This is a genomic window from Aeromonas sp. R6-2, from assembly GCF_040908155.1.
Taxonomy (GTDB): domain Bacteria; phylum Pseudomonadota; class Gammaproteobacteria; order Enterobacterales; family Aeromonadaceae; genus Aeromonas; species Aeromonas schubertii.
The window spans coordinates 49,474-71,203 of the sequence record NZ_JBFODE010000006.1; the positions used below are offsets into that span (position 1 = coordinate 49,474).

The following is a 21,730-nucleotide window of genomic DNA, read 5'->3' on the forward strand; positions in this document are numbered from 1 at the left end:
CAATCCAGCAGGAGAGCCCCATGGAGAAGCTTATCCCCTCGTCTCTTGTTCCCTGGTCCCGCCTCGGGATCCGAACCCGTCTCGTGGCAAGTATCACCTTGCTTCTGATCCTCAGTATCGCCGTTGTCACCCTGGTGCAGGAGCACCTCTCCCGGGATCAGGCCCAGGAGCGAATTGAGCGCTTCGAGTTACCCAGCAGTGTCGAGCGGATCGCCAACCAGCTCTCGGCAGATCTGGTGCGCTATCTGACCGAAGCCCAGGCCCTGGCCAGTAACCCCTACCTGGTGAGTTGGTTGGAGCAGGGGGCTCCCGAGCAGCAGTGGCCGTCTCTTGAGGCCTACCTGACCAGCGTACAGCAGCGACTGGGGGGAAATGTCTTCATCGCGCCCTTGCACAGTGCCACCCTGATCAACCTGAGCCAAAATGGGGCGGCGAGCAAGGCATTGAACCGTCAGGATCCCAAGGATGAGTGGTTCTACGGTTTTCTCGAGCGTGGCAAATCCTATGAACTCAATCTCGATATCTCGGATTTTGACCACAAGGCCTCCCTCTATATCAATACGGCCGTCACAGCGGCGGGACGTACAATCGGTGTTGCCGGCACCTCGGTGGATATGTCCCGCCTGGCAACCTTGATCGGCGGGTATCGCATCGGCAAGAGTGGCCGGGTCTATCTCGCGGACATGAGCGGCAAGATTGAGATCCACCCCGAGGGGAAAGAGGATCTCAAGGCGGCTCATCATCAGGCTGCCTTTGGGGATGAGGTGCAGCGTCTCATCCCGGCTTCTCGTGAGGGCGTCGCCATCGGTAATGTGACCCTGGGTGATCGCCATTTCCTGCTGGCGGTGCGCTATCTGCCGACCCTTGATCGGGTCTTGATCGGGGAAATTGATCAGGGGGAGCTGAACGAAGGGATGGCCGCTGCGCGCCAGCAGGTGATCCTGGTGTCGCTCGGGATTGGGGTGCTGGCCATGGGGATCGCCATCTGGCTGGCTCACACCATCAGTCGCCCGATCCGTCGTGCCGCCGACAGCATGCGTCACATCACGGCCGATCGGGACCTGGGTACCCGCCTCGAACATTATGACGGGGCCGAGCTCGGTAACATGGCCGATAACTTCAACCGCCTGATCCAGACCCTCAACCAGAGCTTTGCCCATTTTCAGCACTCGGGCTCGGCCCTCTCGGCACAATCCTCCCAGACCATGGCCCAGTCCGAGGCTTTGGCCGCCGAGGCGCAGCAGCAGGCGAGCAGCATTGTCGAGCTCACCCGGGTGATGGACAGCATAGATAATACCGCCCGGGCCATTGCCGAGCGTGCCGAAGGCGCTAACGAGCAGGCCCGCAGCGCTGCCCTCAGCATGCTGGGCATCGAGCAGGATGTGCAGCGCAGTGCCACCTGCCTCGACACCCTGAGCGGCAGCATCAACCGCTCCTCCACCATTCTCGATAAGTTGGTGGAGGAGACCCACAACATTACCCTCATTATGAACCTTATTCGCGAGGTGTCGGATCAGACCAACCTGCTGGCGCTCAATGCGGCCATCGAGGCGGCCAGGGCCGGTGAGCAGGGGCGCGGTTTTGCCGTGGTGGCCGACGAGGTGCGCCAGTTGGCGGTGCGCACCCAGAGGGCGACCCAGGAGGTGCAGGCGCTTGTCTCGCAACTGCAAAAGGGCTCTCAGGAGGCCAGCGAGGCGATGGCGGGGTCCCGCGCACTGGGCCAGGAGAGCCAGCAACTGATGCACAGTGCCACCGCCACCCTGCTTGCCACCAGCCGGCAGATGGGGGAGGGGGCAAACGGCATGAATGCAATGGCTGCCTTGGCCAGCAACCAGTGCTCACAGATGACGGCGGCGCGTCAGGCGCTCGATGAGCTTGCCGTGGTGGCGACGCATCAGGAGCAACACGCCAGACAGAGTCAGGAGGCGAGCCGGGAGCTGTTCGAGCTGGCCAGGGTCATCGAGGCGCAGATCCGTCAATACCGGATCCGCTGAGTGGCCATTGTGCGAGGCAAATTGGGAATGATCTCGGCGTCTATGGCCGAGCTATTCTCAACTCGTTGATTTAACAGTGAGGTGGGATTGGCTTGAGGCTTGCACTCTCTGGGAATGGTAAAGAGCAAAGGTGTATCCCATGAAGCAAACCGATAGCCTCTCTCTCTGCGTTCGGGAGGGATTAACGCTGATGATAGGTGCAAATCTGCTACTCCTGGCAACCCTGCTGTTTGCGGCCTCCCTCAGTGGTATGCCTTGGCCCTGGATGGCGCTGATTGCACTCCCTCCCTCATTGGCGGGAGCTCTGTTGTGTCAGTTGCGCCAGCGGGAGGGGAAGGAATAAAAAAAGGCGGGGATTTTCCCGCCTTTCTCATGTCGGCTTGCCTTATTCGCAGGCGACCTGCATCACCTTGATGGCCAGGCCACCGCGCGAGGTTTCGCGGTACTTGGAGTCCATGTCCTTGCCGGTCACGTACATGGTCTCGATGACCTTGTCCAGGGAGACGCGCGGCTTGGAGGTGCGGCGCAGGGCCATGCGAGAGGAGTTGACCGCCTTCATGGCAGCGATGGCGTTACGCTCGATGCAGGGCACCTGTACCTGGCCGGCGACAGGATCGCAGGTCAGACCCAGGTTGTGTTCCATGGCGATCTCGGCGGCCTCGCAGACGTGCTCGGGGCTGCCTCCCATCAGCTCGGTCAGACCGGCGGCGGCCATGGAGCAAGAGACACCGACCTCACCCTGACAACCCACTTCGGCGCCGGAGATGGAGGCGTTCATCTTGTAGAGGATGCCGACGGCACCGGCCGCCAGATAGAAGCGGGTGTAGTCGTCACGGCCTACCGGCTGGATGAACTTGTCGTAGTAGGCCAGCACGGCCGGGATGATACCCGCGGCGCCGTTGGTCGGTGCGGTGACCACGCGGCCACCGGCAGCGTTCTCTTCGCTCACGGCCAGGGCAAACATGTTGACCCAGTCCACGATGTTCATGGGATCGTTGGAGAGGTTCTCGTTGGTGGTCAGCTGGCGATAGAGAGGAGCCGCGCGACGGGGAACCCGCAGCGGGCCGGCCAGCACGCCTTCGGTGCGGCAGCCGCGCTCGATCCCTTCACGCATGGTGTTCCAGATCTTGCCGAATTTCTTGTAGATCTCTTCCGGTGTATTGAAGCACTTCTCGTTCTCCATCATCAGGGAGGAGATAGAGAGACCGGTCTGACTGCAGTGGGCCACCAGCTCGGCGGCGCTCTTGAAGGGGTAGCTCACCGGCATGTCGCCGCTGTCTGCCTTGCCAAAGTTCTCCTCATCGACGATGAAGCCACCACCGATGGAGTAGTAAGTCTTGGCATAGGCCAGCTGGTCTTCGATAAAGGCAGAGATTTTCATGCCGTTCTCGTGCAGGGGCAGGGCCTCATCGTGGAAGACCATGGCCTCGCGCGGGAAGCTGACGGTATGGCAGTGCAGCCCGATAGGCAGGCGGCCGGTCTGCTCGACCCGGGAGATAAAATCAGGAATGGCATCGATATCCACGGTCTCGGGCAAGTTACCGGCCAGACCCATGATGATGGCGGTATCGGTGTGGTGGCCCTTGCCGGTCCAGGAGAGGGAGCCATAGACATCCACCTGAATGCGGGTGATGTCGCGGATCTTGCCGCCGGCACGCAGTTCGTCCACAAACTGCTTGGCCGCCTTCATGGGTCCCACCGTGTGGGAGGAGGAGGGACCAACACCGATTTTGAAGATGTCAAAAACGCTGATCATGTATTCAATACCTCAGGGTAGGGGCAGGCGAGGGCCTGCTCACCGGTTCTGTTACGGGCGACCCGCATCGTTGGGCCGCACCGGTTTTTTTATCAACTGCGGCCCAGTGTAACCGTTCCAGACTTAAAAAAAGTTGAAATGGATCTATTTTTGTTGAGTTTGGGCGCGGAGTATAAAATTATTTTTGGCTCACCGCCAATTTGTTAAGGGACTATCAACAAAAGCGGGAGCAAAAGCCCGATGCCTGTGCCCAAGGGGGAACTAGAGGCCGGCCCACTCACGCAGGCTACCGGCTCTGGCCAGACGCGGAGCCTGGTTGATCGCTCCCTCGCGGGCCAGTCGCGTCACTATGGTCGGCAGTGTGGCGGCGACGTCTTCCCTGTGCATCCCGCTCTTGAGCTCGGGGGCATAGAGGATACGCAGCAGCAGGTAGTCAAGAGGGGTGATGAAGTGATCGACACTGTGGTCATTGAAGATGGAGGGAAAGACCCGATCCGAGTCGTTGGGGAGCCCCATCACCTGGGTCAGCTCCTCCACCACACAGTCGAGAAACTTCCCCTTGTCCCTGGCCCTGTCGGTGGGGATCAGGACGGCCGCCGTGTCGATGGCACCGCCCCGGGTGGTGAAGTTACCCAGGCACAGACCATCGGCGAGGGCGGCGGGCAGCTCCTCGCTCTTGCCTATCAGAGTGTGGGCCCAGCCTTCGAGCGCGCTCTGCCGGGTCATGACGATCACCAGATTGGCCTCCTGACGCGCCGCCACCCGCGTCGCCTTGACACCCGTGATATGGGAAAGGTGGCTCATCTGTACCCGGACCAGCTCCGTCTGGAGAGGGCGATCACCACTCTCGTTGATCAGATGATATCGGATGGGCTTCTCCCAGCGACTCAAGGGGAGCTTTTTACCCGGCGAATACTCCCGACGCAGGGCGATCTCGAGAAAGCTGCTGGTCAGGTAGTCGGTACGCTGCCAGGGCTCGGCCGCCCAGAGCAGGGGAGCAAACAGAAGCAGTAGCCATGCCAGTGGATGCAAGGGTCACTCCTTGGTGAGGTCACGCCAGGTGAGCCACAGACGCAGATCGAACTCCCATTGATGATAGTTGGGGCAGAGATGGCAGCAGAGTTGGTAAAACCCCTTGTTGTGTTCCTTCTCCTTCAGATGAGCCAGCTCGTGCACCACTATCATCTCGAGAAACTCCGGGGGGGCCTCCTTGAACAGGGCCGCGATGCGGATCTCGTTCTTGCTCTTGAGGCGGCTGCCTTGCACCCGACTGACATAGGTGTGCAGCCCAAGGGCATCGCGCACTATGTTGATCTTGCCGTCATAGACCACCTTGGAGAGGGGGGACGAGCTTTTGAGATAGCGGCTCTTGAGCCCCTGTACATAGTCGCGCAGGGCCCCGTCGCTCTGGATCTGATGGCGATCCGGATAACGTTTGGCCAGCAGGGGACCGAGACGCTCGCTGCGGATAAGGTCGCGGACCTGCTCCTTGAGAGAGTCTGGGTAGCCGTTGAGATAGGGTAATTGCATGGGATCCCGGATAGGGGCCCGAGGGCCCCGTCAGATTAACGCCGTTGATAGAGACCGTCGGCCACCTGCTCGTAGTGATCCAGCAGATAGAGGTAGAAGGCCTGGGTCGAGGGGGGCTGCTTTTGCAAGTTGGCTATCAGGTCGTTGATGCGCGCCTGCTTGCCGATGATGAAGCGGGGTTGCTTGGCCTTGAGGTCGGCCAGGGTACGCTCGCGCACGTCGTAGGGGGGATTGACGTTGGCAAAGAAGAGGTAGGCCGAGGCGGGGGGGCGATCGGTCCAGAGATAGTACTGAGGCCAGATCCCGTCGACCCAGATGGTGTCATCCGGCTTGCTCTTGGCGAGGATCTGCTCGACACGCACCGCGGCGGGCTCGTTGAAGGGGCGTCCCTTTTGGGTGCCGTCCCAGGCGTTGTCGAGCATCACCACCAGCATGGCTAACGAGGCTATCCAGGGGGTGACATTGCGCACGTCCCAGGCTCGCCACAGGGGCAGCAGCAACAGGATCGGCAGGGCCCAGAGCAGGCTCAGACCCAGCACTTCACGCACTCGCTCCAGGCTCCACTCCTTGTTGCTCCAGCCAAAGCCCAGCTGCTGGGCCAGCAGCCAGGCGGCGGTGAGGATCACGCTGCCAACGCAGAGCAGGGCGAGGTTGTCCCCCTGCTCCTTGCAGCGATCGAGCAGGCAGGCAAGGGGCAGCACGCCGAGCTGCAGATAGAGCACGTCGTAGTGATCGAACACGTGTCCCGATACCGAGTTGGCGACCAGGGTAAAGAGTACCCCCAGCAAGGTGGCAGCCAACACCGGCATGCTCCAGTACCAGCTGCGGCTTAACATCAGCAGTACAAAGGCCGGTAACAGCATGACAAGACCGGTGCGAAACAGTCCCACAGCCCCGACGGCCAGTGAGGTGCCATTGCCGTAGCTCCCCTCGAAGAAGATGGAGAAGGAGTAGTAGGTAAAGGCTTCCATCACCTGGTGGTACTGGAAGTAGGCCAGCAGTGGCCCCCCCACCAGCGTGAGGCCACCCAGGCTGGAGAGCAGCAGCAACAGGGCACTGCGCCACTGCCCCTGGGTCAGCCAGAGCAGGAACAGGGTCAGGTACCAGGCGCCCCACAGGGCGCCGTTGTTGAGCCGCATCCAGGCGATCAGGGCAAAGGTGAGGGCCGCCACCAATGCCGGAAAGAGGCGAAAGCGACCATCGAGCAGCAGGGTGATGAAGGCCCACTGACCGATGAGGGCGAGGTGGAAGGTCCAGTCCTCGGTCATGTTGCCGTAGTAGTAGCGGGTACCGTAGAGGGCCAGGATGGCGAGCAAACTGCCCAGCCGAGCCCGGGTAGAGAGCCCCAGCTGCTCCAGGGCATGCCAGCTCGCCAGCAGGCCCAACCAGCAGGCCAACCACTCCAGTCCCCAGATCCCGCGAAATCCGCCGAGCAGATAGCCCAGGGCATCGAAGGCGAAGATCATGGGCCCCTTGATGTCGATCATGTCGCGATAGAGGACACCCCCATCGGCCCACATCTTGCCCATCACGGCAAACAGCGAGGCATCAAAGCCCGGGGCCATGCCATAAAAGAGGGGGTTGCGCAGACAAAACAGCAGAGCCATCAGGGCGGTCAGCAGCACAATAGCGGGGGTGAGCTGCGGATGGTGACGGGGAGGCGCGAGGCGCATCGGACGATTCATGGGTATGGATAACTGAGGCTGAACAGGATGCGGGTATCTTGCCGATCCCGGCCCCTGCTGACAATGGGGCCGGTGTGATTTATGACTCAGGGATGCGGCTGCATCGTGATGCGCGGGGGCTGTACGACCAGCTCGGGCTGCTGACGGGCCCAGCGGATAAAGGCATCGGCCAGGGTAATGCCAAGTTCCCGGCGCTGGTGGTGCAGGGTACGGCGCAGCGCCGTGTATCCCTCCTTGCCCGAGGCCGTATAGGCACTCGAAACCCCGCGATAGAGGGCCTGGGGAGCAACCCGCTGCCAGCCCTGTGCGCTTTTTATCTCGAGGCGGGTGATGCGCCACCCGAGGGGGGCCGCGGCGTCATAGGTGTAACGCATACCCGCCACATAGGGGAAGCTGCCACTGCCATTACCCACCACACCGTTATCGGTGGCGTTGTTGATGGCGCCCTCCAGGGCATCGGCCAGCTCTTGCCCATACACCTCGTAGAGGATGAGCGGAATGGCGAACGGAAGCAGCCGCCCGGCCACATCCGCTTCTGTGATGGCGCCCGCCTCGAAGGAGCAGCGAACCCCACCTGCGTTATGCAGGGCAAAGTCCACCGGTCCGCACTGCTCCCGGGTGGTGTGCAGCATGGCGCTGGCTACCAGGGGAGCGAGCTCGCTGCCGTGTGGATAACGCTCATCCGGCAGGCGTTGGTGATGCAAGGGGGCGGGCAGGTGGGTCAGGGGATGGCGCCCCATCTCGCTCAGCACGCTGCGGTAGTGGTGGGCCAGGTGGTGCTCGATATGCGGGTCTGCGAACACGACGGGGAAGCGATCCAGACCGGGTAGCGGCTCCCATGGGAGCCATTGGGTCTCGCCTTTGGCCGCGATGACTCTGCCTTGTTCATCGAAGTCGAGGCGGCAGTGCCCCAGCGTTTGGGCGCTGTGTCCGGCGTGAAACAGGGGCACGCCATGGTGCCAGAGAGGGTAATGCTCGGCGTGCTCGATCCCCAGATGCTGCAGATCCCCGAGCAGGGTATGGGTGTGTCCACCGACGATGAGGCTGATCTGGGGAAAGCGCTCGGCGATGCGTTTGTCCTGCTCTATGCCCAAGTGGCTCAGGAGGATGATATGCACGATCCCGGCGGCTGCAATGTGTTCCAGTACGGCGCCGAGCGTCTCCATCACAGGATGAAAACGGGTACAGGGATCGGGGTTGGCGATATCGGCCATCTGGGAGAGTGTGATCCCGAGCAGGGCGAAACGCACCCCGCCCAGGCTCTTTTCGAGCCAGGGATGCTCGTGATCGAAGAGGTTGGGGTGGCCTCTGAGGGGAGCCTGGCAATCGGCCGGCTCGTGGCGGTTATCCATGTTGGCCGCCAGCACAGGAAAGGGGACGTGGCGAATAAAGTGGGAGAGGGCCTCGTTGCCGAGATCAAACTCATGGTTGCCGAGCACCATGGCGTCAGGGGCAAGCAGGGAGAGCAGCTCGGCGTTGGCCCGCTCGCGAAACCGGTTGAAGTAAAGAGAGCCCTGAAAGGTATCTCCCCCGTGGACGAAGAGCAGCGGCTCGCCCTGGCGGTTTGCCTCGGCACGCAGCTGGTCCAGCCGGGTACGAATACGCCCGTAGCCACCGCACTCGGTGACCTGGCTCTGGCCATCGGGGAGCTGGAAACGCAGGGGGGCGCCATCGAAGTGGGAGTGACAGTCACTCATATGAACAAGATGAAGGGCAACAGGCATAGGGCCTCCTTCGAAGCGGGAAAGGGAGAGTCTAGCGCAGGGGAAGAGGGAGGACCAGCCTTGCCGGTCCTCCAGATACTATCAGGCGGGAACCATGATCTGGGTGGCGATGATGACCACCAGCAGGCCGACGGCAACCGGCAGGCTGGTGCGTTTGACCACCTCAAACGGGGAGAGATTGGCCATGCCGGAGCAGGCCACCACCACCCCTGAGACCGGGGAGATGGTACGACCCAGGTTGGAGGCTTGCAGCATGGGGATCACCAGATAGGCCGGGTTGATCCCGAGACTGCTGGCCAGATTGGGGATCAGCTCCACGAACGCATAGAAGGGGGCATTACCCGAGCCGGTAGTGAAGGCCGCCAGCGTGGTGATCACCACCAGAGAGAGCATCATGATCATGCCGCCCGAGCCGAGATCCTGAGCGTGGGCCAGCAGGGTGTCGATAAAGCCGATGGTCATCAGTCCCTGGGCAAATACCCCGGCACCGACCAGCAGCATCACCACGCCGGCGAAGGCATCGGCCATGCTGCGCCAGCACACCTGCAGGCCATCAAGCAGCTGCTTGCCGTTGCGAATGCGCACCAGCTCGAGCAGCGTGGCCAGCACCATGCAGATGACGATGATGGTGACGATGTCGAGCTGGGGAGCCCATTTTCCGTCGAAGATCAGCACGCCGATGATGGGGGTAAAGGGGAGGATGGCATAGAAGGCCGGCGCCGTAGTCTTGAGCTCGCTCGGCGCGACCGGGGCGTTGTGCTCGCCCGCCTTGCGATCCAGATAACGCTGCCAGAAGAAGTGGGTCGCTGCCATGCAGGCGATCGCCACCAGTGAGATGGGCAGGGTCAGTTTGAAGGCAAAGTCGAGCAGGGGCATGTTGGCGGCCTGAGCGGCCATCACCACGTCACCCGAGGTGGGAGCCAGGATGATGGCGGCCGGAGAGGCGCACACGGCAGCGGCAGCGCCACGGGAGATGCCCATGTTGACCATCAGCGGGAACAGGGTGGCCATCAGCAATACCCCAAGACCGGTTGCCGAGCTGACCGCCAGGGACATGGCGCAGGCCACCAGATAGGCCGCGACCAGCAGCACATAGGGGGATTTGATGATCTTGAGCGGGCGACTGGCGAGCTTGACCAGTATGTCATTGGCACCGATATGGCTCATGTAGCCGGCGAAGCCGCACAGCACCATGATCAGCATCCCCAGTCCACCCCCGCGATCGTTGAGCAGGAAACGAACGTATTCGAAGATATCGGTCGCAATAAAGCCGGTGCTGGTGACCTTGGAGGGCAGAACCGGCTTGCCAAGCAGGGCCGTGATGGTGAGCAGCAACAGGCCACCGCCGAGCAACACACCGGTTGCCGAGTAGCCCTTGAAGATGGCGCGCCCGACCAGCAGGGTCACGAGCGTGCCGATAATCAGCTCTATCATGTTGAGTATCCTGTTATGAGTAAGTGCGGGGGGATTCTATTCCCAAGGTGGTAGTGGTACGAGCAAAAAGCGGACCGATTGTGACACAAAGCATTATTTGAATTTAATCATCGTATTGCGCAGGGTTGATCATGCACATAGGCTAGAGAGGATGGGGTTTTGCGGGTGGGTCATGGCAGAAAAGGTTCGGCGTATGAGGGGTTCGATGAAGCGATGGGGAGCAGGTTGCATGCTGTTGCTGCTCTCCCCACTTACCTATGGCTCGATGGCACGCCCGGCGGTGTTGCCCGAGACCGTCATCAATGTCAGGTTTTATGATGTGAGTGCCCCCGATATGGGGGCATTGCCGTCGGCGCTTGACCGGGTGGCGCCCCGGGATCAGGGAAAGGTGGCCCTGGGCAAGGCCAGCTATCGTCTCGACTGGCGCCTTGAGCTCGAGCAGGGAAAACAGGGGTGCGCCATTCGCCAGATCGTTGTCTCCACCGATGCGACCCTGCTTATCCCCCGTTGGCTGGAGAAGGGGAAGGCTTCTCGCCAGGAGCGCCTGCGCTGGGAGCGAATTACCGCAGGCCTGCTCGACTACGAGGCGCGTCACAAGGAGATGGTGCTGCAGAGTGCGACCCGGATCGGGATCGCCCTGGCCGACCTGCCTGCCGAGCCGAGCTGTGACGCCCTGCGTTACAGCGCCTGGAAGGCGGGTATGAAAGAGCTTGAGCAGGGGCAGAGGCGCATCGACTCGTTTCAGCGTCAGACCCGGCACGGGGAGATGTTGGGCCTGCGTTGGCCCGGTGAAGGGTAGTCAGCGTGCATTGAAAAGCAGGGCCGCCATCAGGCGGCCCTGCTCGTTACCGGGGACTAGAGGCCGAGGGGTTTTCCCTTGAGCAGCTTCCGGCTCCAGTAGCGGGCCGGATGGAGGGCATCGAGCAGCTCTCGATCCAGTCCGAGAGGCTCACCGCAGATCTCGGCGGCGAGCAGCTCGCCACACAGGGGGGCCGAGCACAGGCCCCGCGAGCCGAGGGCCCCGAGGACGAACAGTCCTGGCCAGGTCGGCAGTGACCACTGTGGATCGGCGTCATGATCGCGCCATCGTTGTTCCAGACTCTCCAAGACTGCTACCGGCCCCATGACGGGCAGGTGATCCCGACTCGCCGATCGCACCCCGACCCGGGCCTCCCGATCCGAGAGATCGACCCCGAGTGGCCACTCTTGCTCGGGCAGGCAGGCGATTAGCCGCTCCCGGTTGCTTGCCTGTTCCTCCTCGCGGTAGTCAAGCCCGGTTTGATTGCGGCCATAGCTGGCGCCGATGCAGTGACGACCCTGATGGCCAGGGGTGAGGTAGCCGTCGTAACAGAGTACCTGCTTGAGGCGCGATAGCGCCGGGTTGGTCCTGGCGTGGCTCACCTGGCCGCGCACCGGATAGAGGGGAAGGGCTGCAAACGGGATAAGCTCAGGCAGGCGATGGCCTGCGGCCACCACCAGATTCGGGGCTTGCCAGCGGCCGCTCGGCCCTTCGGCAACCCACAGCTCCCCGTGCTGCGACAGGTGGGTAACCTCGGCACCATAATGCTGGGTCAGCAGACCGCTGGTTGCCGCCTCTGCCAGCGCGGCGCGGGTGAGATCGGCCGGACAGAGCCAACCCCCCCGGGGGTAGGCAACACCGGCGCAGCCGGTAGGAAGACCTAGCTCCGACGCCATCTCGATGGCCGGGACGGCGTAAACCAGCTCGGCGGGGAAGGGACCGGTCAGCAGCTTGGCGATCTTCTGGGTCGATTTGTCGTCATAGGCGAGCTGGGTCACCCCACAGAGCTCGAAGGCCACCTCATGGCGGGCGGCCAGTTCGACAAGGCGTTCGCGAGCATAGGGAAAGGCCGCAGCATAGAAGCGTGACAGGGTGTCGTGTTCGCCCCCCAGCAGGGGATAGAGTGCCCCCTGGCGGTTACCCGAGGCGCCGCCGGCGGGCGCCGCATCGGCGCACAACAGGGTCACGGCGCGGCCACGGCGAACCAGGGAGAGGGCCGTCATGGCCGAGGCGATCCCCCCGCCGACAAGAAGCACTTCCCCTTCGCGTCCCGCCGGGCGTGGATACGCGCGCTGCAGGCCCGAGCAAGGCGTCTTGTCCCGGCGCGTTCCGGCCAGCATCTCGCGTTTGCTGCCGTATCCCTTCACCTTCTCCATGGCCCAGCCCGCCTCGATGAGGCCGCGGCGCACGAACCCGGCGCAGGTGAAGGTGGCCAGGGTCGCGTCGGCACGGGCCAGGCGGGCCAGTGCGGCAAAGAGTTCGGGAGTCCACATCTCGGGGTTCTTGGCCGGGGCGAAGCCGTCAAGAAACCAGGCGTCGACCAGACCGTCCTGACCATGGGGTACCCGGGGCAGGTTCTCCTTGATGTCGCCAAACCAGAGATCCAGGGTGACGTGCCCTTCATCAAACAGCAGTCGATGGCAGCCGGGCAGCGCCAGGGGCCACTGGGCGACCAACTGTTCGCTAAAGTCCGACAGCTCGGGCCAGGCGGCCAGGGCCTTGGCCAGATCGGGGCGGGTCAGGGGGAATTTTTCGAAACTGGTAAAGTGCAGGCGGCGTGTTCCCGTCTCGCGGGTGGCGAGATGAGCCGCGAAGGCTTGCCAGCTGGCCAGAAAGTTGAGGCCGGTGCCAAAGCCTGTCTCAGCAATCACGAACTGGTCGCGATCATGGCGGGAAAATCGCTCAGGTAGTCGGTTTTGCTGCAAAAAGACGTAGCGTGTTTCGTTTAGCCCATTATCATTGGAAAAGTAGACATCCCCGAACTCACTGGAGACCGGCGTGCCCGCCTCATTCCACTCCAATCGGGCATGATGTAGCGATGTTTGGCTCACGTTGACTTCAACTCCCGTCACAAAACGCGGGCATTCTACGTGAATTCCAATCCTCAGCGAATAGCCATTGACGTAACTACCCGCCGTTCTTCTACCGGAAAGTCCTTCGTTCGGATGCGATGCGGTTCAAAGTGGTCAGTCTCACAGGCCATCCCCAGTGGTGAAGATGTAGAGCTAGTACGTCAGTTCATCAATGAGAGAGTTAAACCCATCATGAAAGCCTATGCCGTCACAGTCTCCGATAAATGGGACGCTCTGACCCTGCTGAATCGTCTTCTCTTGGCTCGTGGTTATGGTGAAGACCGAGCCCTTGCCGTTATTGCTGAATGCGAACAAAGGGCACAGAGAGGCCCACAGCGTCAGACCTCTAGGGACTGGATGGACTTGATCACTGAGGTCGCCCCTGAGATTGAACCTGATGTGACCACTCCAGTTGAAGCCCTTGTAAAGACCTCGGGTAATAACACAGAGGAGGCAGCCGCTAGAGACCAAGGGCCGACAGTGGGTCAAGTCTATGAACGCTTCTTACAACTTCGTCTCCCTGACTGGAAGAAAAGCTCGGCAGGGGCTTATAGGACAAGCTTTACCAAGCTCAACTCTTTGGGCCTAGCGTCTTTACCAGTTGCTGACTTGAAGCGAGCCACATTGGATACAACCCGACAGGGTATGATTGATGATGGTATGAAAGCTGGGTCTATCAATCTTGTGTTCAGACATCTATGCCAAGCACTCCGAGAGGTTGAGCAGGTCTATGGGGAAGACGAGGGGCTCGATTTCACGAAAGCCATTAAGCATCTGACCGGATTGAAGCCTCTAAAGGATGAATCTAAGACGGTTGACCGAGCATGGCCCGCTGAGGCAATTACCGAGGTATCCGCTAAGTTAGCCGACAAGATGAACTCTCCGCACCTCTCCGAGGCTAACAGAGTCAGACGCTCAGGGGCCTATTGGCAACTCTGGTTGTCTCTCGCTACAGGTTGCCGAAAGGGTGAAGCCGAGGCCATGCGGAAAGGCGACATAGTGAGGGAAGGCTCATTGATGGGTATCCATATCAAGGGAACCAAATCAAAGGCAGCTGACAGAATGCTCCCGCTTGTGGATGGTCTGAATGGTTTCAACCTGTCAGAGTTCGAGGCATACCTTGAGACCCTGCCCAGTGATGACACTCTGCTATGTGGTGGCGGGTCATTGGAGAACCTCAGCAAGACCGAGAGAGCAGCCTTCCAGATGAGTAATGGTGATGGCCTGACCATTCATGGATTACGTCACACAGCGGCTACCACCTTGGCGACTTTGGGTTTAGACCCTGTGCTTCTCTCTCAGTTTATGGGGCATGCCCAAGCGGTAGCAGGCTCAGAGGTGACGCAGCGTTACATCACTGGGGCCATTGAGGCACGTAAAGGGGAATGGTTGAAGCTGCATCAGGCCATCTCTGAGTTGCTGCACAAGGACGGGTAAACAGTGGCATAAGGGGGTCTCGATTAGAAATTGTCATAAATTTATGAGACCCCATGTAATTGTATATACCTACAAAACACCCCCTCATGCCCTTCTGATTCAGTCACTTAGTCGCGTCCCTGTGTGAAAACATAGGGGCAGACATCTTGCTTGTTCTACTAATCTTGCGTAGCTGTGCGAACCATTCTCATTTTGTTGGTGTCATTAAACAACCGTTAGGTGATACCAGAGGGCAGGGTTATTTGTTGGTGTCATCAAAATAGGTTTTGACAATAGTTGATACCGTTAATTATGATGATACCAGTTTATGATACCACCGAGAGATTGAAGCATAATGTCCCGCACCTTCGCTTACTGCCGAGTGTCTACCGTTGAGCAGACCACCGAGAACCAAGTCCTTGAGATTGCCAAGCGGGGATACACTGTAGAGCCGCACAGGGTCGTCACTGAGACCATATCGGGGTCAACCCAAGCCAGTACACGTCCTGAGTTCAGGAAGCTGCTAGAGCGTATGGAAAGCGGTGATACCTTGGTTGTCTTGAAGTTGGACAGATTGGGTAGGGATAACATTGATGTGCAGACCACTATCACCAGCCTGACCGAGAGAGGGATCAAAGTGGTGTCTCTTGATTTGCCAGTGTCTGACTTAACATCACCAGAGGGTAAGCTCATGTTGCAACTCATGGGGGCATTCGCTGAGTTTGAACGTAATCGCATCAGGGAGCGTACACAGGAGGGGCTACAACGAGCTAAGGCCGAAGGTAAGGCGCTGGGTAGACCCGTTGCTGTAGACACCACTGAGGCCGTTCAGAGAGCCAAAGGGGAAGGGCTGAGTCAGAGCAAGGTAGCGGACAAGCTGGGAATCTCACTGGCTACCGTTAAGAGACATTGGAACAAGTAGATTTGCATCACGTTCAGTGAAAAGGGAGGCCATGTGTCTCCCTATCTGTATATGTCCGAGTGATAAACCTCATGGTATGAGCTATTTCATGGCCTCTCGTGATGCGCCTGATAACCACGTCAGATGAGACTTACAGCGATTCAACCACGCATTTGCGATATGCAAACTCTTGGGCTTTGGGTAATGCCTCTTGGAATTGAGATTTTTCTTTTTGGTCGGCCAAAAATTCATCAAGGCGAGGTTTGTGCTGCTTATAGCTGTATTCCGTTCTTTTGATATCTTCCTGACACAATTGAACTGTCGTGCCAAGAAACAGGGCACTTTCAACTCTTGCACAAGTCACCCGCTCAGAGACCATTTTACAATATTGATGAACATGCCATTTCTTGTAGCACCAAGGAACGGATATCACCAACACGGTTGCAGCCACAATACAACAGACCCATGCCTTCACAAAATCGCCCTCATTCAAAGAATACCGCGTAATAATACTCCTCCAAATCTCACAGTGAAATCTCAGAGCATCATAAATTGAGCTAATTCAATAAGTTTGTATGCCTGATAGCGTTCTGGATTTAACATTTATGAAATAACCCTGACTATAGGAGGAGGATGCTCCTCACCAATTCATTTATTCCATCACCAATCATCATCTGAACCCAGTGAGCCATCATGTCACCGAGCTACTACCTTAGTTGTTATCGTGACCTCTCATTGCTCAATCTCTGGGTTAACACTATGCACGTCTGAAAGGATACCCTTGGCGGGGTCTCTGGGGATGACTATTAGGCTGGGCAGAATGATAAATCATTAACGTACTCTTTGGGTTTCAGGCACCCATCATGGAGGAATTGACAATGGCTATGATTACGAAATAGCAAGTAGGAGACTACGATTATGGAGACCATTATTCATGGAGACCATTGGCTACGATTACAGGCCAGTCCTTGATAAACATTAAGATGAACTTTGAGATATTGCATCATGTTTCCTATGGTGTGAGCATTGAGACAATACTCAGTGTGAAGACCATAGGGATTGATGATGACCATTCTCATTGTTAAGGATGGATATTGTAATAATAAATATCATCCTATCTCAGTGTTAGACGTTAATGATGGTCATTAAGATAAGGCTTAGTGTCTCGCCTAATGCCCCCTCAATTTGAGGAGCTACAAAATCGAGACCCAAAAGGGGGGGGCGCAATACGCGATACCCTCTAAGATTTAACATTTATGAAATAACCCTTACTATAGGGAGAGAGGCCCACCGACACCACACTCAGGTAAAACTAGATGCTATCAACTACTGGGATTCCCTAGTGGTGTGTGTGTGTCTCCTCCCGCCTTTCACTCTGGTCTATCACCAAGACCATCAATCATCTGCAAATTTGCAGAAGGTCAATCAATCCAATCCAGCCGCTTATTGTCGGTGTCCTTTTGTCTTGCCTGTCCGGTTAACCGTTGGTTGTTTCTCGGGGCTGGAGGCTGAGACAGGGGGTGACCTGACAAGAGGGCATCGACAATAGGAGAAAACAATCATGAATATTAACCTGTCCAATATCTTGTCCACCATTAAGTTCAATCAGGGTTATATGCCGACCCATGAATTAGCGATGATGCTGGGTAAGCGTCACGATAACCTTGTGCGTACCCTTGAGTCTCAGATTCCAGATTGGCCCCTCAATGTGAGGAGCCAAAAAGTTGAGACATCTAGCGGCAAAGGCCGTGTCCAGACCTACGATTCCTACCTACTCAACGAGCGCCAAGCCGTAGCCCTTGCGATGTCCTATGACATGAAACTTGGGATGATGGTCTGGGATGCCTTCAAGGCTGCCCTAGAAGTAGTCGATGCGGTCAACGCTGGGGAAGACCCTGAGACCATCGCCAAGAAGGCCGAAGATGCCGCTTATGAGGCACTATCGAGCAGCGTTAAGCATCTGGTCTGCCCTACCTCCAAGATTACCACCAAGAAGCTCAAGGAGCTTATGGCGCTGTGTGTCAGGGTGGCGGCTGTTGAAATAGGTGGAGTGCATAGCGCATTGTCTAGTATCACCGAGTTTCACAAAGCATTCGCCATTCAGGCTGAACTCCGCGGTCTACCATTGCGGTCTCACTGGTCGAAGGAAGCCCAGCGGATTATCAATCCGGCGTTTGGCATTGAGGAAGACAGTAAACGTGCTCGCCTTGCCTTTGATAATAATTTCTCTAGCTGGGAATAACTCCCGTAGAGTTTAGCGCCGGAATTTTTTCCGTGGCTGAATCTGAAAGTTTGGTCTCCTAAATTTTTTAGACCATATCTTCTACCTATATCGACCGACTTCTATCACCACTATTAACAACCACCGCCAACCACCAACATAAGGAGGATTCACTATGTCCAATACTCACGCCCACTCATATACATCCCGCGGTCGAATCAACCAACCTAAATATCGTTTCTCTGAACAAATTCGAATTATGCGCAAGCAACAAGAGGTCTTGCGTAAATGGAGCGACCCAGCATCAATCGAAGCGCTCCAATGTATTGAACGTATTCTTCAAGGTGAACGAGGTGTTCGTTATTCCGCTGCGGCTAAAGGTAAACAAGAAACGTCATTTATCTTGGCTCGCAATATGGTCAAACAAGAAGATGCGGCCCTTGAACTAGAAAAGGCACAGGAGGCCATCGAATGGGACAATTATCAGAGCGCTACTTTATGCGCCCATGATGTAGCGCGTTATGTCAGTAAACATGGAATTAGCATCAAGGAGGTTATGGCATGAGTGTTACCAATATTTATGACATTGAAATCAACGCTGATAACAACACTGCTGTTTTCCTTGGTCAAACTGTCACTCTTGATTACCTTGCTCATTTCATCCTGCCATCACTCATAGAGCAAAACTGGTCTGTTTCCGCTCTGGTCGCCTCTATGGAACGGGCTGGGGTTCCCTCTCGTTATCCGGTATGGCGACACCCGAAGATTCAACGTTTCCTCATTGAGCGCCTAGAGGCCCAGCAGAAGGCTGAGCAAGAAGCCCGAGAGCATGAAGAACGCCGCCGCGCTATGTTCCCGACCCCCGAGGAAATCAAAGAAGACCAGCGCAAGCGAGCGGAACGCAGGGCCCAAGCTGAGAAGGTAGCCGCAGAGATTCGCCAGCAGCGAGCCTCATCTGGTCGCCGTAGGGATATCCCCGAAGGTCTGAACATTCTGGCCCTGTAATCGGGGCCATTTCACCACAGCTAGGTTACTGGCACAGGAGCAATCACCACCACCAAAACACAGGAGGAGCCTTTTTATGCAAACCGCAATGAACACCACCAACATCCAAATCATCGACCGTGGTAGCGAACCATGTTTCTCAGGCATCGTGTCTCATACCAACCCCGAGAATGGCCAAATTCATAACATGGAAGTGACCAACGCAGGCCCATCGACCAGTTATATCTCGATGCTGGCATCCCGTATCGACCGCATCATGAACAGTGTTGAGTACAAAGAGTGCATGGGTATGGAAGGTGAGGGGCTCTTTGCTTTCCACCGCGATACTGACGCCCCGACACCCATCATTGTCCCGAGCCTGACGAACCGCTCTGTGACCGTGAACATGAAAGACCCCTACAGCAACAACACCATGCCAAGCAAGCTGACCATCCTTCAAGGGGAGAGCATCGTGTCCAAGCCCGCTGCTGATGCCCTGCTGTTGTCCTTCGCGCTGGAGCGTGGTGATTCTGAGGTTGATGGCACACTGACCGAGCTGACACTGCATCAGGAGTTCATGCGCTTGGTTGAGTCTTTGAACTTCGAGACAACTAACGCCATTGTGAAAGCTGTCAAAGAGTCCCCGAAGAAAGCCGCCCTGATGGTATCTGAGACCGTCACCCTGAATGGCGGTGCAGGTGTTAACCCCAAGGTTGAAGCCGCTGAGGATGCACTAGACAAAGCGACAAAGGCTCTGGACATCATGGGTCAGTCTATCGAGGACTTTTCCGTATTGATGACCCCTGCACTACACAAGGCGTTTGCCCGAGTGGCTCGCCGTACTGGTGTCAGCAGTGTGAATCACTTTGTTGGTACTGAGGTCTCCCTCTACAACGACCCTGATGGCCTTGAGTTTGGCCTTATCGTTGCCCCCAAGCGGGCTATCTGCATCTCTTTTCGTGAGCGTGAGGATGGCGAGGTGTTCAAATGCATGGTCACTCGCAAGCCTGATACACAGAGCACAGCTTTGGAGATTGTGGCAGTAGCTGACCTTTTGATGGAAGGTTTCACCAAGGCCAAGCGTGAGGATGGCTCCATTGTTGAGGTGGCATTGCCGCTGATTCGGGAGTTTACCTTTACCGAGGGCACAGCACCTTAATCAGTCGTTGTCACGCTGTTGTCACTTGTCAGATGTAAATCAATCAAGGGTCGCCCTAGCGGGTGGCCTTTCTTTGCGATTTAACCCTGACTATGTGTTAACGCTGACACCAAGAAGTCACCATGATAAACTCACAGTTCAACCATAAAGGCACCATTTCTATGCTCTACGTGAAAGCAGACCAGTTTGGCAGCCGAAAGCGGGTAGACTCGGTGCCAGTTTTACCAGACGAGATGGATTAATGAGAAGAGCAGTGATCACCGGTATCGGCGTCATCTCCAGTATCGGCAACAATAAGGAAGAAGTACTGGCCTCCCTGAAAGCGGGCAAGTCCGGCATTACCTATTCCGAGCAGTTCGAGCAGTACAACCTGCGCAGCCGTGTCTGGGGCAACATCAAACTCGACCCGTCCGAGCTGATTGACCGCAAGGTCATGCGTTTCATGGGCAACGCCTCTGCGTATGCCTACCTCTCCATGCAGGAGGCGATCGCCGACGCCAAACTGACCGACGACATGGTGTCAAACGATCGTACCGGTATCGTGGCGGGCTCCGGTGGCGCCTCTGCCAAGAACCAGCTGGAAGCGTGTGACATCGCCCGTGAAAAGGGCGTCAAGCGTGTCGGTCCCTACATGGTGCCCCGTACCATGTCCTCTACCGTCTCTGCCTGCCTCGCCACTCCGTTCAAGATCCGTGGCGTTAACTACACCATCAGCTCGGCCTGTGCCACCTCTGCCCACTGCATCGGCCACGCGCTGGAGCTGATCCAGCTCGGCAAGCAAGACATCGTCTTTGCCGGCGGCGGCGAGGAGCTGGACTGGTCCATGACCACCCAGTTTGACGCCATGGGCGCCCTCTCGACCAAGTACAACGACACCCCGGAAAAGGCCTCCCGCACCTATGATGCGGATCGCGACGGTTTCGTCATCTCCGGTGGCGGCGGCATTGTGGTGGTCGAGGAGCTCGAGCACGCCCTGGCCCGCGGTGCCCACATCTATGCCGAGATCACCGGTTACGGTGCCACCTCAGACGGTTACGACATGGTCGCCCCGAGCGGTGAAGGCGCCATCCGCTGCATGAAGATGGCGATGGCCGGTGTGGAGAAAGTCGACTACATCAACACCCATGGCACCTCGACCCCGGTCGGTGACGTGAAGGAGCTGGAAGCGATCCAGACCCTGTTTGGTGCCAACGCGCCCAAGCTCTCCGCCACCAAGGCGATGACAGGTCACTCTCTGGGCGCCGCCGGCGTGCATGAGGCGGTCTACTCCCTGCTGATGCTGGAGCACGGTTTCATCGCGCCTAGTATCAACATCGAGACCCTGGACGAGAAAGCCATCGGTCTGCCCATCGTGCACGAGACCGAAGAGGCCTCCCTCGACACCGTCATGTCCAACAGCTTCGGCTTTGGCGGTACCAACGCCTCTCTGGTGTTCAGCAAGTTCAAAGGCTGAGCCGGATCCGGTTGAAAAGAGGGCGCCATCAGGGCGCCCTCTTCATTTCTAGCCCAGTCTGAGCTTCATAAACTGGGCATCCTGGCCATATTCGGCCAGACACTTGCCGGTAGGGCTGGCGACAAACCCCTGGCGGCGCCAATAAGCGGGCGCATCCTGTACCGCGATCAGTGCCACTTCATCGTAGCCATCTTCCCTGGCATGGCTGAGCGCCGTGTCGATGAGACGCTGTCCGACACCGAGACCACGGGCGCGATCCGAGATGGCGAGGTCATGCATATAGAAGAGATCATCCCCGTCCAGTTGTTCAATGGGGCGTGACAGCGAGGGGGGATGCCCATGGTGCCAGGGGTGGCAGAGCAGGTAGCCCAGCACCTCGCCACTGCGTTCGGCGACCCAACAGGTGTCGGGAGAGAGCTGCGCCTTCTGTTGCAGGATGGGCAAGGGCTCCGGGGTGACATCGTGGTAACACTGGGCCTGGATACGCATGATAGCGCACCAGTCATCATGGCGGATATTCCGTATCGAAACAGTCATAATTCCTGAGTTTTTGCTGCAAAAAACACCAAGTGCAACGCCATGCTAACAAAAAGCAGCAGAAA

General features: G+C 58.0%; 19 protein-coding genes. 10 read left to right on the forward strand and 9 right to left on the reverse strand.

Features of this window, described 5'->3' with window-relative positions; translation table 11 throughout:
• The first annotated feature begins 20 nt into the window (after positions 1-20).
• Together AB5Y48_RS00545 and AB5Y48_RS00550 are read left to right on the forward strand one after the other, a co-directional pair.
• Positions 21-1,994, forward strand: coding sequence for a methyl-accepting chemotaxis protein (locus tag AB5Y48_RS00545; protein WP_368163420.1), 1,974 nt, complete (start codon positions 21-23; stop codon positions 1,992-1,994).
• Between the two features lie 139 nt (positions 1,995-2,133).
• Positions 2,134-2,337 (forward strand): hypothetical protein, encoded by a 204-nt coding sequence (locus AB5Y48_RS00550; RefSeq protein ID WP_136613487.1) that lies wholly within the window; start codon positions 2,134-2,136, stop codon positions 2,335-2,337.
• A gap of 42 nt (positions 2,338-2,379) precedes the next feature.
• Here AB5Y48_RS00550 and AB5Y48_RS00555 read toward each other — a convergent pair whose 3' ends face one another.
• The 6 genes from AB5Y48_RS00555 to dcuC form a co-directional block, all read right to left on the reverse strand.
• Positions 2,380-3,750 carry an L-serine ammonia-lyase gene (locus tag AB5Y48_RS00555; RefSeq protein WP_050664816.1) on the reverse strand — a complete coding sequence of 457 codons (1,371 nt, stop codon included), beginning with the start codon at positions 3,748-3,750 and terminating at the stop codon, positions 2,380-2,382.
• 261 nt (positions 3,751-4,011) lie between these two features.
• Positions 4,012-4,782 (reverse strand): DUF2927 domain-containing protein, encoded by a 771-nt coding sequence (locus AB5Y48_RS00560; RefSeq protein ID WP_050664817.1) that lies wholly within the window; start codon positions 4,780-4,782, stop codon positions 4,012-4,014.
• Between the two features lie 3 nt (positions 4,783-4,785).
• Positions 4,786-5,280: a M48 family metallopeptidase gene (locus AB5Y48_RS00565; RefSeq protein ID WP_050664818.1), complete on the reverse strand. Its 495-nt coding sequence runs from the start codon at positions 5,278-5,280 to the stop codon at positions 4,786-4,788.
• Positions 5,281-5,315: 35 nt separating this feature from the next.
• Positions 5,316-6,965 carry a hypothetical protein gene (locus AB5Y48_RS00570; protein WP_368163422.1) on the reverse strand — a complete coding sequence of 550 codons (1,650 nt, stop codon included), beginning with the start codon at positions 6,963-6,965 and terminating at the stop codon, positions 5,316-5,318.
• 86 nt (positions 6,966-7,051) lie between these two features.
• Positions 7,052-8,689, reverse strand: a complete 1,638-nt coding sequence (locus AB5Y48_RS00575; protein WP_368163423.1) for a bifunctional UDP-sugar hydrolase/5'-nucleotidase — start codon at positions 8,687-8,689, stop codon at positions 7,052-7,054.
• 81 nt (positions 8,690-8,770) lie between these two features.
• Positions 8,771-10,123, reverse strand: a complete 1,353-nt coding sequence (dcuC, locus tag AB5Y48_RS00580; RefSeq protein ID WP_136613491.1) for an anaerobic C4-dicarboxylate transporter DcuC — start codon at positions 10,121-10,123, stop codon at positions 8,771-8,773.
• A gap of 205 nt (positions 10,124-10,328) precedes the next feature.
• Here dcuC and AB5Y48_RS00585 point away from each other — a divergent pair, with 205 nt between their 5' ends.
• The gene (locus AB5Y48_RS00585) at positions 10,329-10,922 is read left to right on the forward strand and encodes a DUF922 domain-containing protein (RefSeq protein ID WP_158453494.1); all 594 of its coding nucleotides are present in this window, start codon (positions 10,329-10,331) and stop codon (positions 10,920-10,922) included.
• Positions 10,923-10,978: 56 nt separating this feature from the next.
• On the opposite strand, the gene mnmC is transcribed toward AB5Y48_RS00585, so the two are convergent.
• Positions 10,979-12,994: a bifunctional tRNA (5-methylaminomethyl-2-thiouridine)(34)-methyltransferase MnmD/FAD-dependent 5-carboxymethylaminomethyl-2-thiouridine(34) oxidoreductase MnmC gene (gene mnmC / locus AB5Y48_RS00590; RefSeq protein ID WP_368163424.1), complete on the reverse strand. Its 2,016-nt coding sequence runs from the start codon at positions 12,992-12,994 to the stop codon at positions 10,979-10,981.
• 192 nt (positions 12,995-13,186) lie between these two features.
• Here mnmC and AB5Y48_RS00595 point away from each other — a divergent pair, with 192 nt between their 5' ends.
• Entirely contained in the window at positions 13,187-14,431 is a 1,245-nt protein-coding gene (locus AB5Y48_RS00595) for a tyrosine-type recombinase/integrase (RefSeq protein ID WP_362772017.1), read from the forward strand.
• 334 nt (positions 14,432-14,765) lie between these two features.
• Positions 14,766-15,332: a recombinase family protein gene (locus AB5Y48_RS00600; RefSeq protein WP_368163426.1), complete on the forward strand. Its 567-nt coding sequence runs from the start codon at positions 14,766-14,768 to the stop codon at positions 15,330-15,332.
• Positions 15,333-15,462: 130 nt separating this feature from the next.
• Here the strand turns inward: AB5Y48_RS00600 and AB5Y48_RS00605 are convergent, their stop codons facing one another.
• Positions 15,463-15,786, reverse strand: a complete 324-nt coding sequence (locus AB5Y48_RS00605; RefSeq protein ID WP_368163427.1) for a hypothetical protein — start codon at positions 15,784-15,786, stop codon at positions 15,463-15,465.
• A 1,086-nt stretch (positions 15,787-16,872) separates the two neighbouring features.
• On the opposite strand from AB5Y48_RS00605, the gene AB5Y48_RS00610 reads away from it, so the two are divergent.
• From AB5Y48_RS00610 to fabB, 5 genes are all read left to right on the forward strand, one after another.
• Positions 16,873-17,553, forward strand: a complete 681-nt coding sequence (locus tag AB5Y48_RS00610) for a Rha family transcriptional regulator (protein WP_368163428.1) — start codon at positions 16,873-16,875, stop codon at positions 17,551-17,553.
• A gap of 154 nt (positions 17,554-17,707) precedes the next feature.
• Complete coding sequence (locus tag AB5Y48_RS00615; protein WP_368163429.1) at positions 17,708-18,097, forward strand: hypothetical protein; 390 nt, start codon at positions 17,708-17,710, stop codon at positions 18,095-18,097.
• Entirely contained in the window at positions 18,094-18,537 is a 444-nt protein-coding gene (locus tag AB5Y48_RS00620; protein ID WP_368163431.1) for a hypothetical protein, read from the forward strand. Before AB5Y48_RS00615 ends, AB5Y48_RS00620 begins: the two co-directional genes overlap by 4 nt.
• Positions 18,538-18,613: 76 nt before the next feature.
• On the forward strand, positions 18,614-19,675 hold the full coding sequence (locus AB5Y48_RS00625; protein WP_368163432.1) for a hypothetical protein: 1,062 nt from the start codon (positions 18,614-18,616) through the stop codon (positions 19,673-19,675).
• 241 nt (positions 19,676-19,916) lie between these two features.
• Positions 19,917-21,128 (forward strand): beta-ketoacyl-ACP synthase I, encoded by a 1,212-nt coding sequence (gene fabB, locus AB5Y48_RS00630; protein ID WP_136613493.1) that lies wholly within the window; start codon positions 19,917-19,919, stop codon positions 21,126-21,128.
• 48 nt (positions 21,129-21,176) lie between these two features.
• On the opposite strand, the gene AB5Y48_RS00635 is transcribed toward fabB, so the two are convergent.
• Positions 21,177-21,617: a GNAT family N-acetyltransferase gene (locus AB5Y48_RS00635; protein WP_082177861.1), complete on the reverse strand. Its 441-nt coding sequence runs from the start codon at positions 21,615-21,617 to the stop codon at positions 21,177-21,179.
• Between the last annotated feature and the right edge of the window lie 113 nt (positions 21,618-21,730).

Excerpts from the sequence above, each read along its gene's own strand:
- AB5Y48_RS00555 (WP_050664816.1), bottom strand. The coding sequence starts at position 3,750 with ATGATCAGCGTTTTTGACATCTTCAAAATCGGTGTTGGTCCCTCCTCC.
- AB5Y48_RS00575 (WP_368163423.1), bottom strand. The coding sequence starts at position 8,689 with ATGCCTGTTGCCCTTCATCTTGTTCATATGAGTGACTGTCACTCCCAC.
- AB5Y48_RS00550 (WP_136613487.1), top strand. The coding sequence starts at position 2,134 with ATGAAGCAAACCGATAGCCTCTCTCTCTGCGTTCGGGAGGGATTAACG.
- AB5Y48_RS00615 (WP_368163429.1), top strand. The coding sequence starts at position 17,708 with ATGTCCAATACTCACGCCCACTCATATACATCCCGCGGTCGAATCAAC.
- AB5Y48_RS00545 (WP_368163420.1), top strand. The coding sequence starts at position 21 with ATGGAGAAGCTTATCCCCTCGTCTCTTGTTCCCTGGTCCCGCCTCGGG.
- AB5Y48_RS00635 (WP_082177861.1), bottom strand. The coding sequence starts at position 21,617 with ATGCGTATCCAGGCCCAGTGTTACCACGATGTCACCCCGGAGCCCTTG.
- AB5Y48_RS00600 (WP_368163426.1), top strand. The coding sequence starts at position 14,766 with ATGTCCCGCACCTTCGCTTACTGCCGAGTGTCTACCGTTGAGCAGACC.
- AB5Y48_RS00570 (WP_368163422.1), bottom strand. The coding sequence starts at position 6,965 with ATGAATCGTCCGATGCGCCTCGCGCCTCCCCGTCACCATCCGCAGCTC.
- dcuC (WP_136613491.1), bottom strand. The coding sequence starts at position 10,123 with ATGATAGAGCTGATTATCGGCACGCTCGTGACCCTGCTGGTCGGGCGC.
- fabB (WP_136613493.1), top strand. The coding sequence starts at position 19,917 with ATGAGAAGAGCAGTGATCACCGGTATCGGCGTCATCTCCAGTATCGGC.
- AB5Y48_RS00595 (WP_362772017.1), top strand. The coding sequence starts at position 13,187 with ATGAAAGCCTATGCCGTCACAGTCTCCGATAAATGGGACGCTCTGACC.
- AB5Y48_RS00620 (WP_368163431.1), top strand. The coding sequence starts at position 18,094 with ATGAGTGTTACCAATATTTATGACATTGAAATCAACGCTGATAACAAC.
- AB5Y48_RS00625 (WP_368163432.1), top strand. The coding sequence starts at position 18,614 with ATGCAAACCGCAATGAACACCACCAACATCCAAATCATCGACCGTGGT.
- AB5Y48_RS00610 (WP_368163428.1), top strand. The coding sequence starts at position 16,873 with ATGAATATTAACCTGTCCAATATCTTGTCCACCATTAAGTTCAATCAG.
- AB5Y48_RS00565 (WP_050664818.1), bottom strand. The coding sequence starts at position 5,280 with ATGCAATTACCCTATCTCAACGGCTACCCAGACTCTCTCAAGGAGCAG.
- AB5Y48_RS00585 (WP_158453494.1), top strand. The coding sequence starts at position 10,329 with ATGAAGCGATGGGGAGCAGGTTGCATGCTGTTGCTGCTCTCCCCACTT.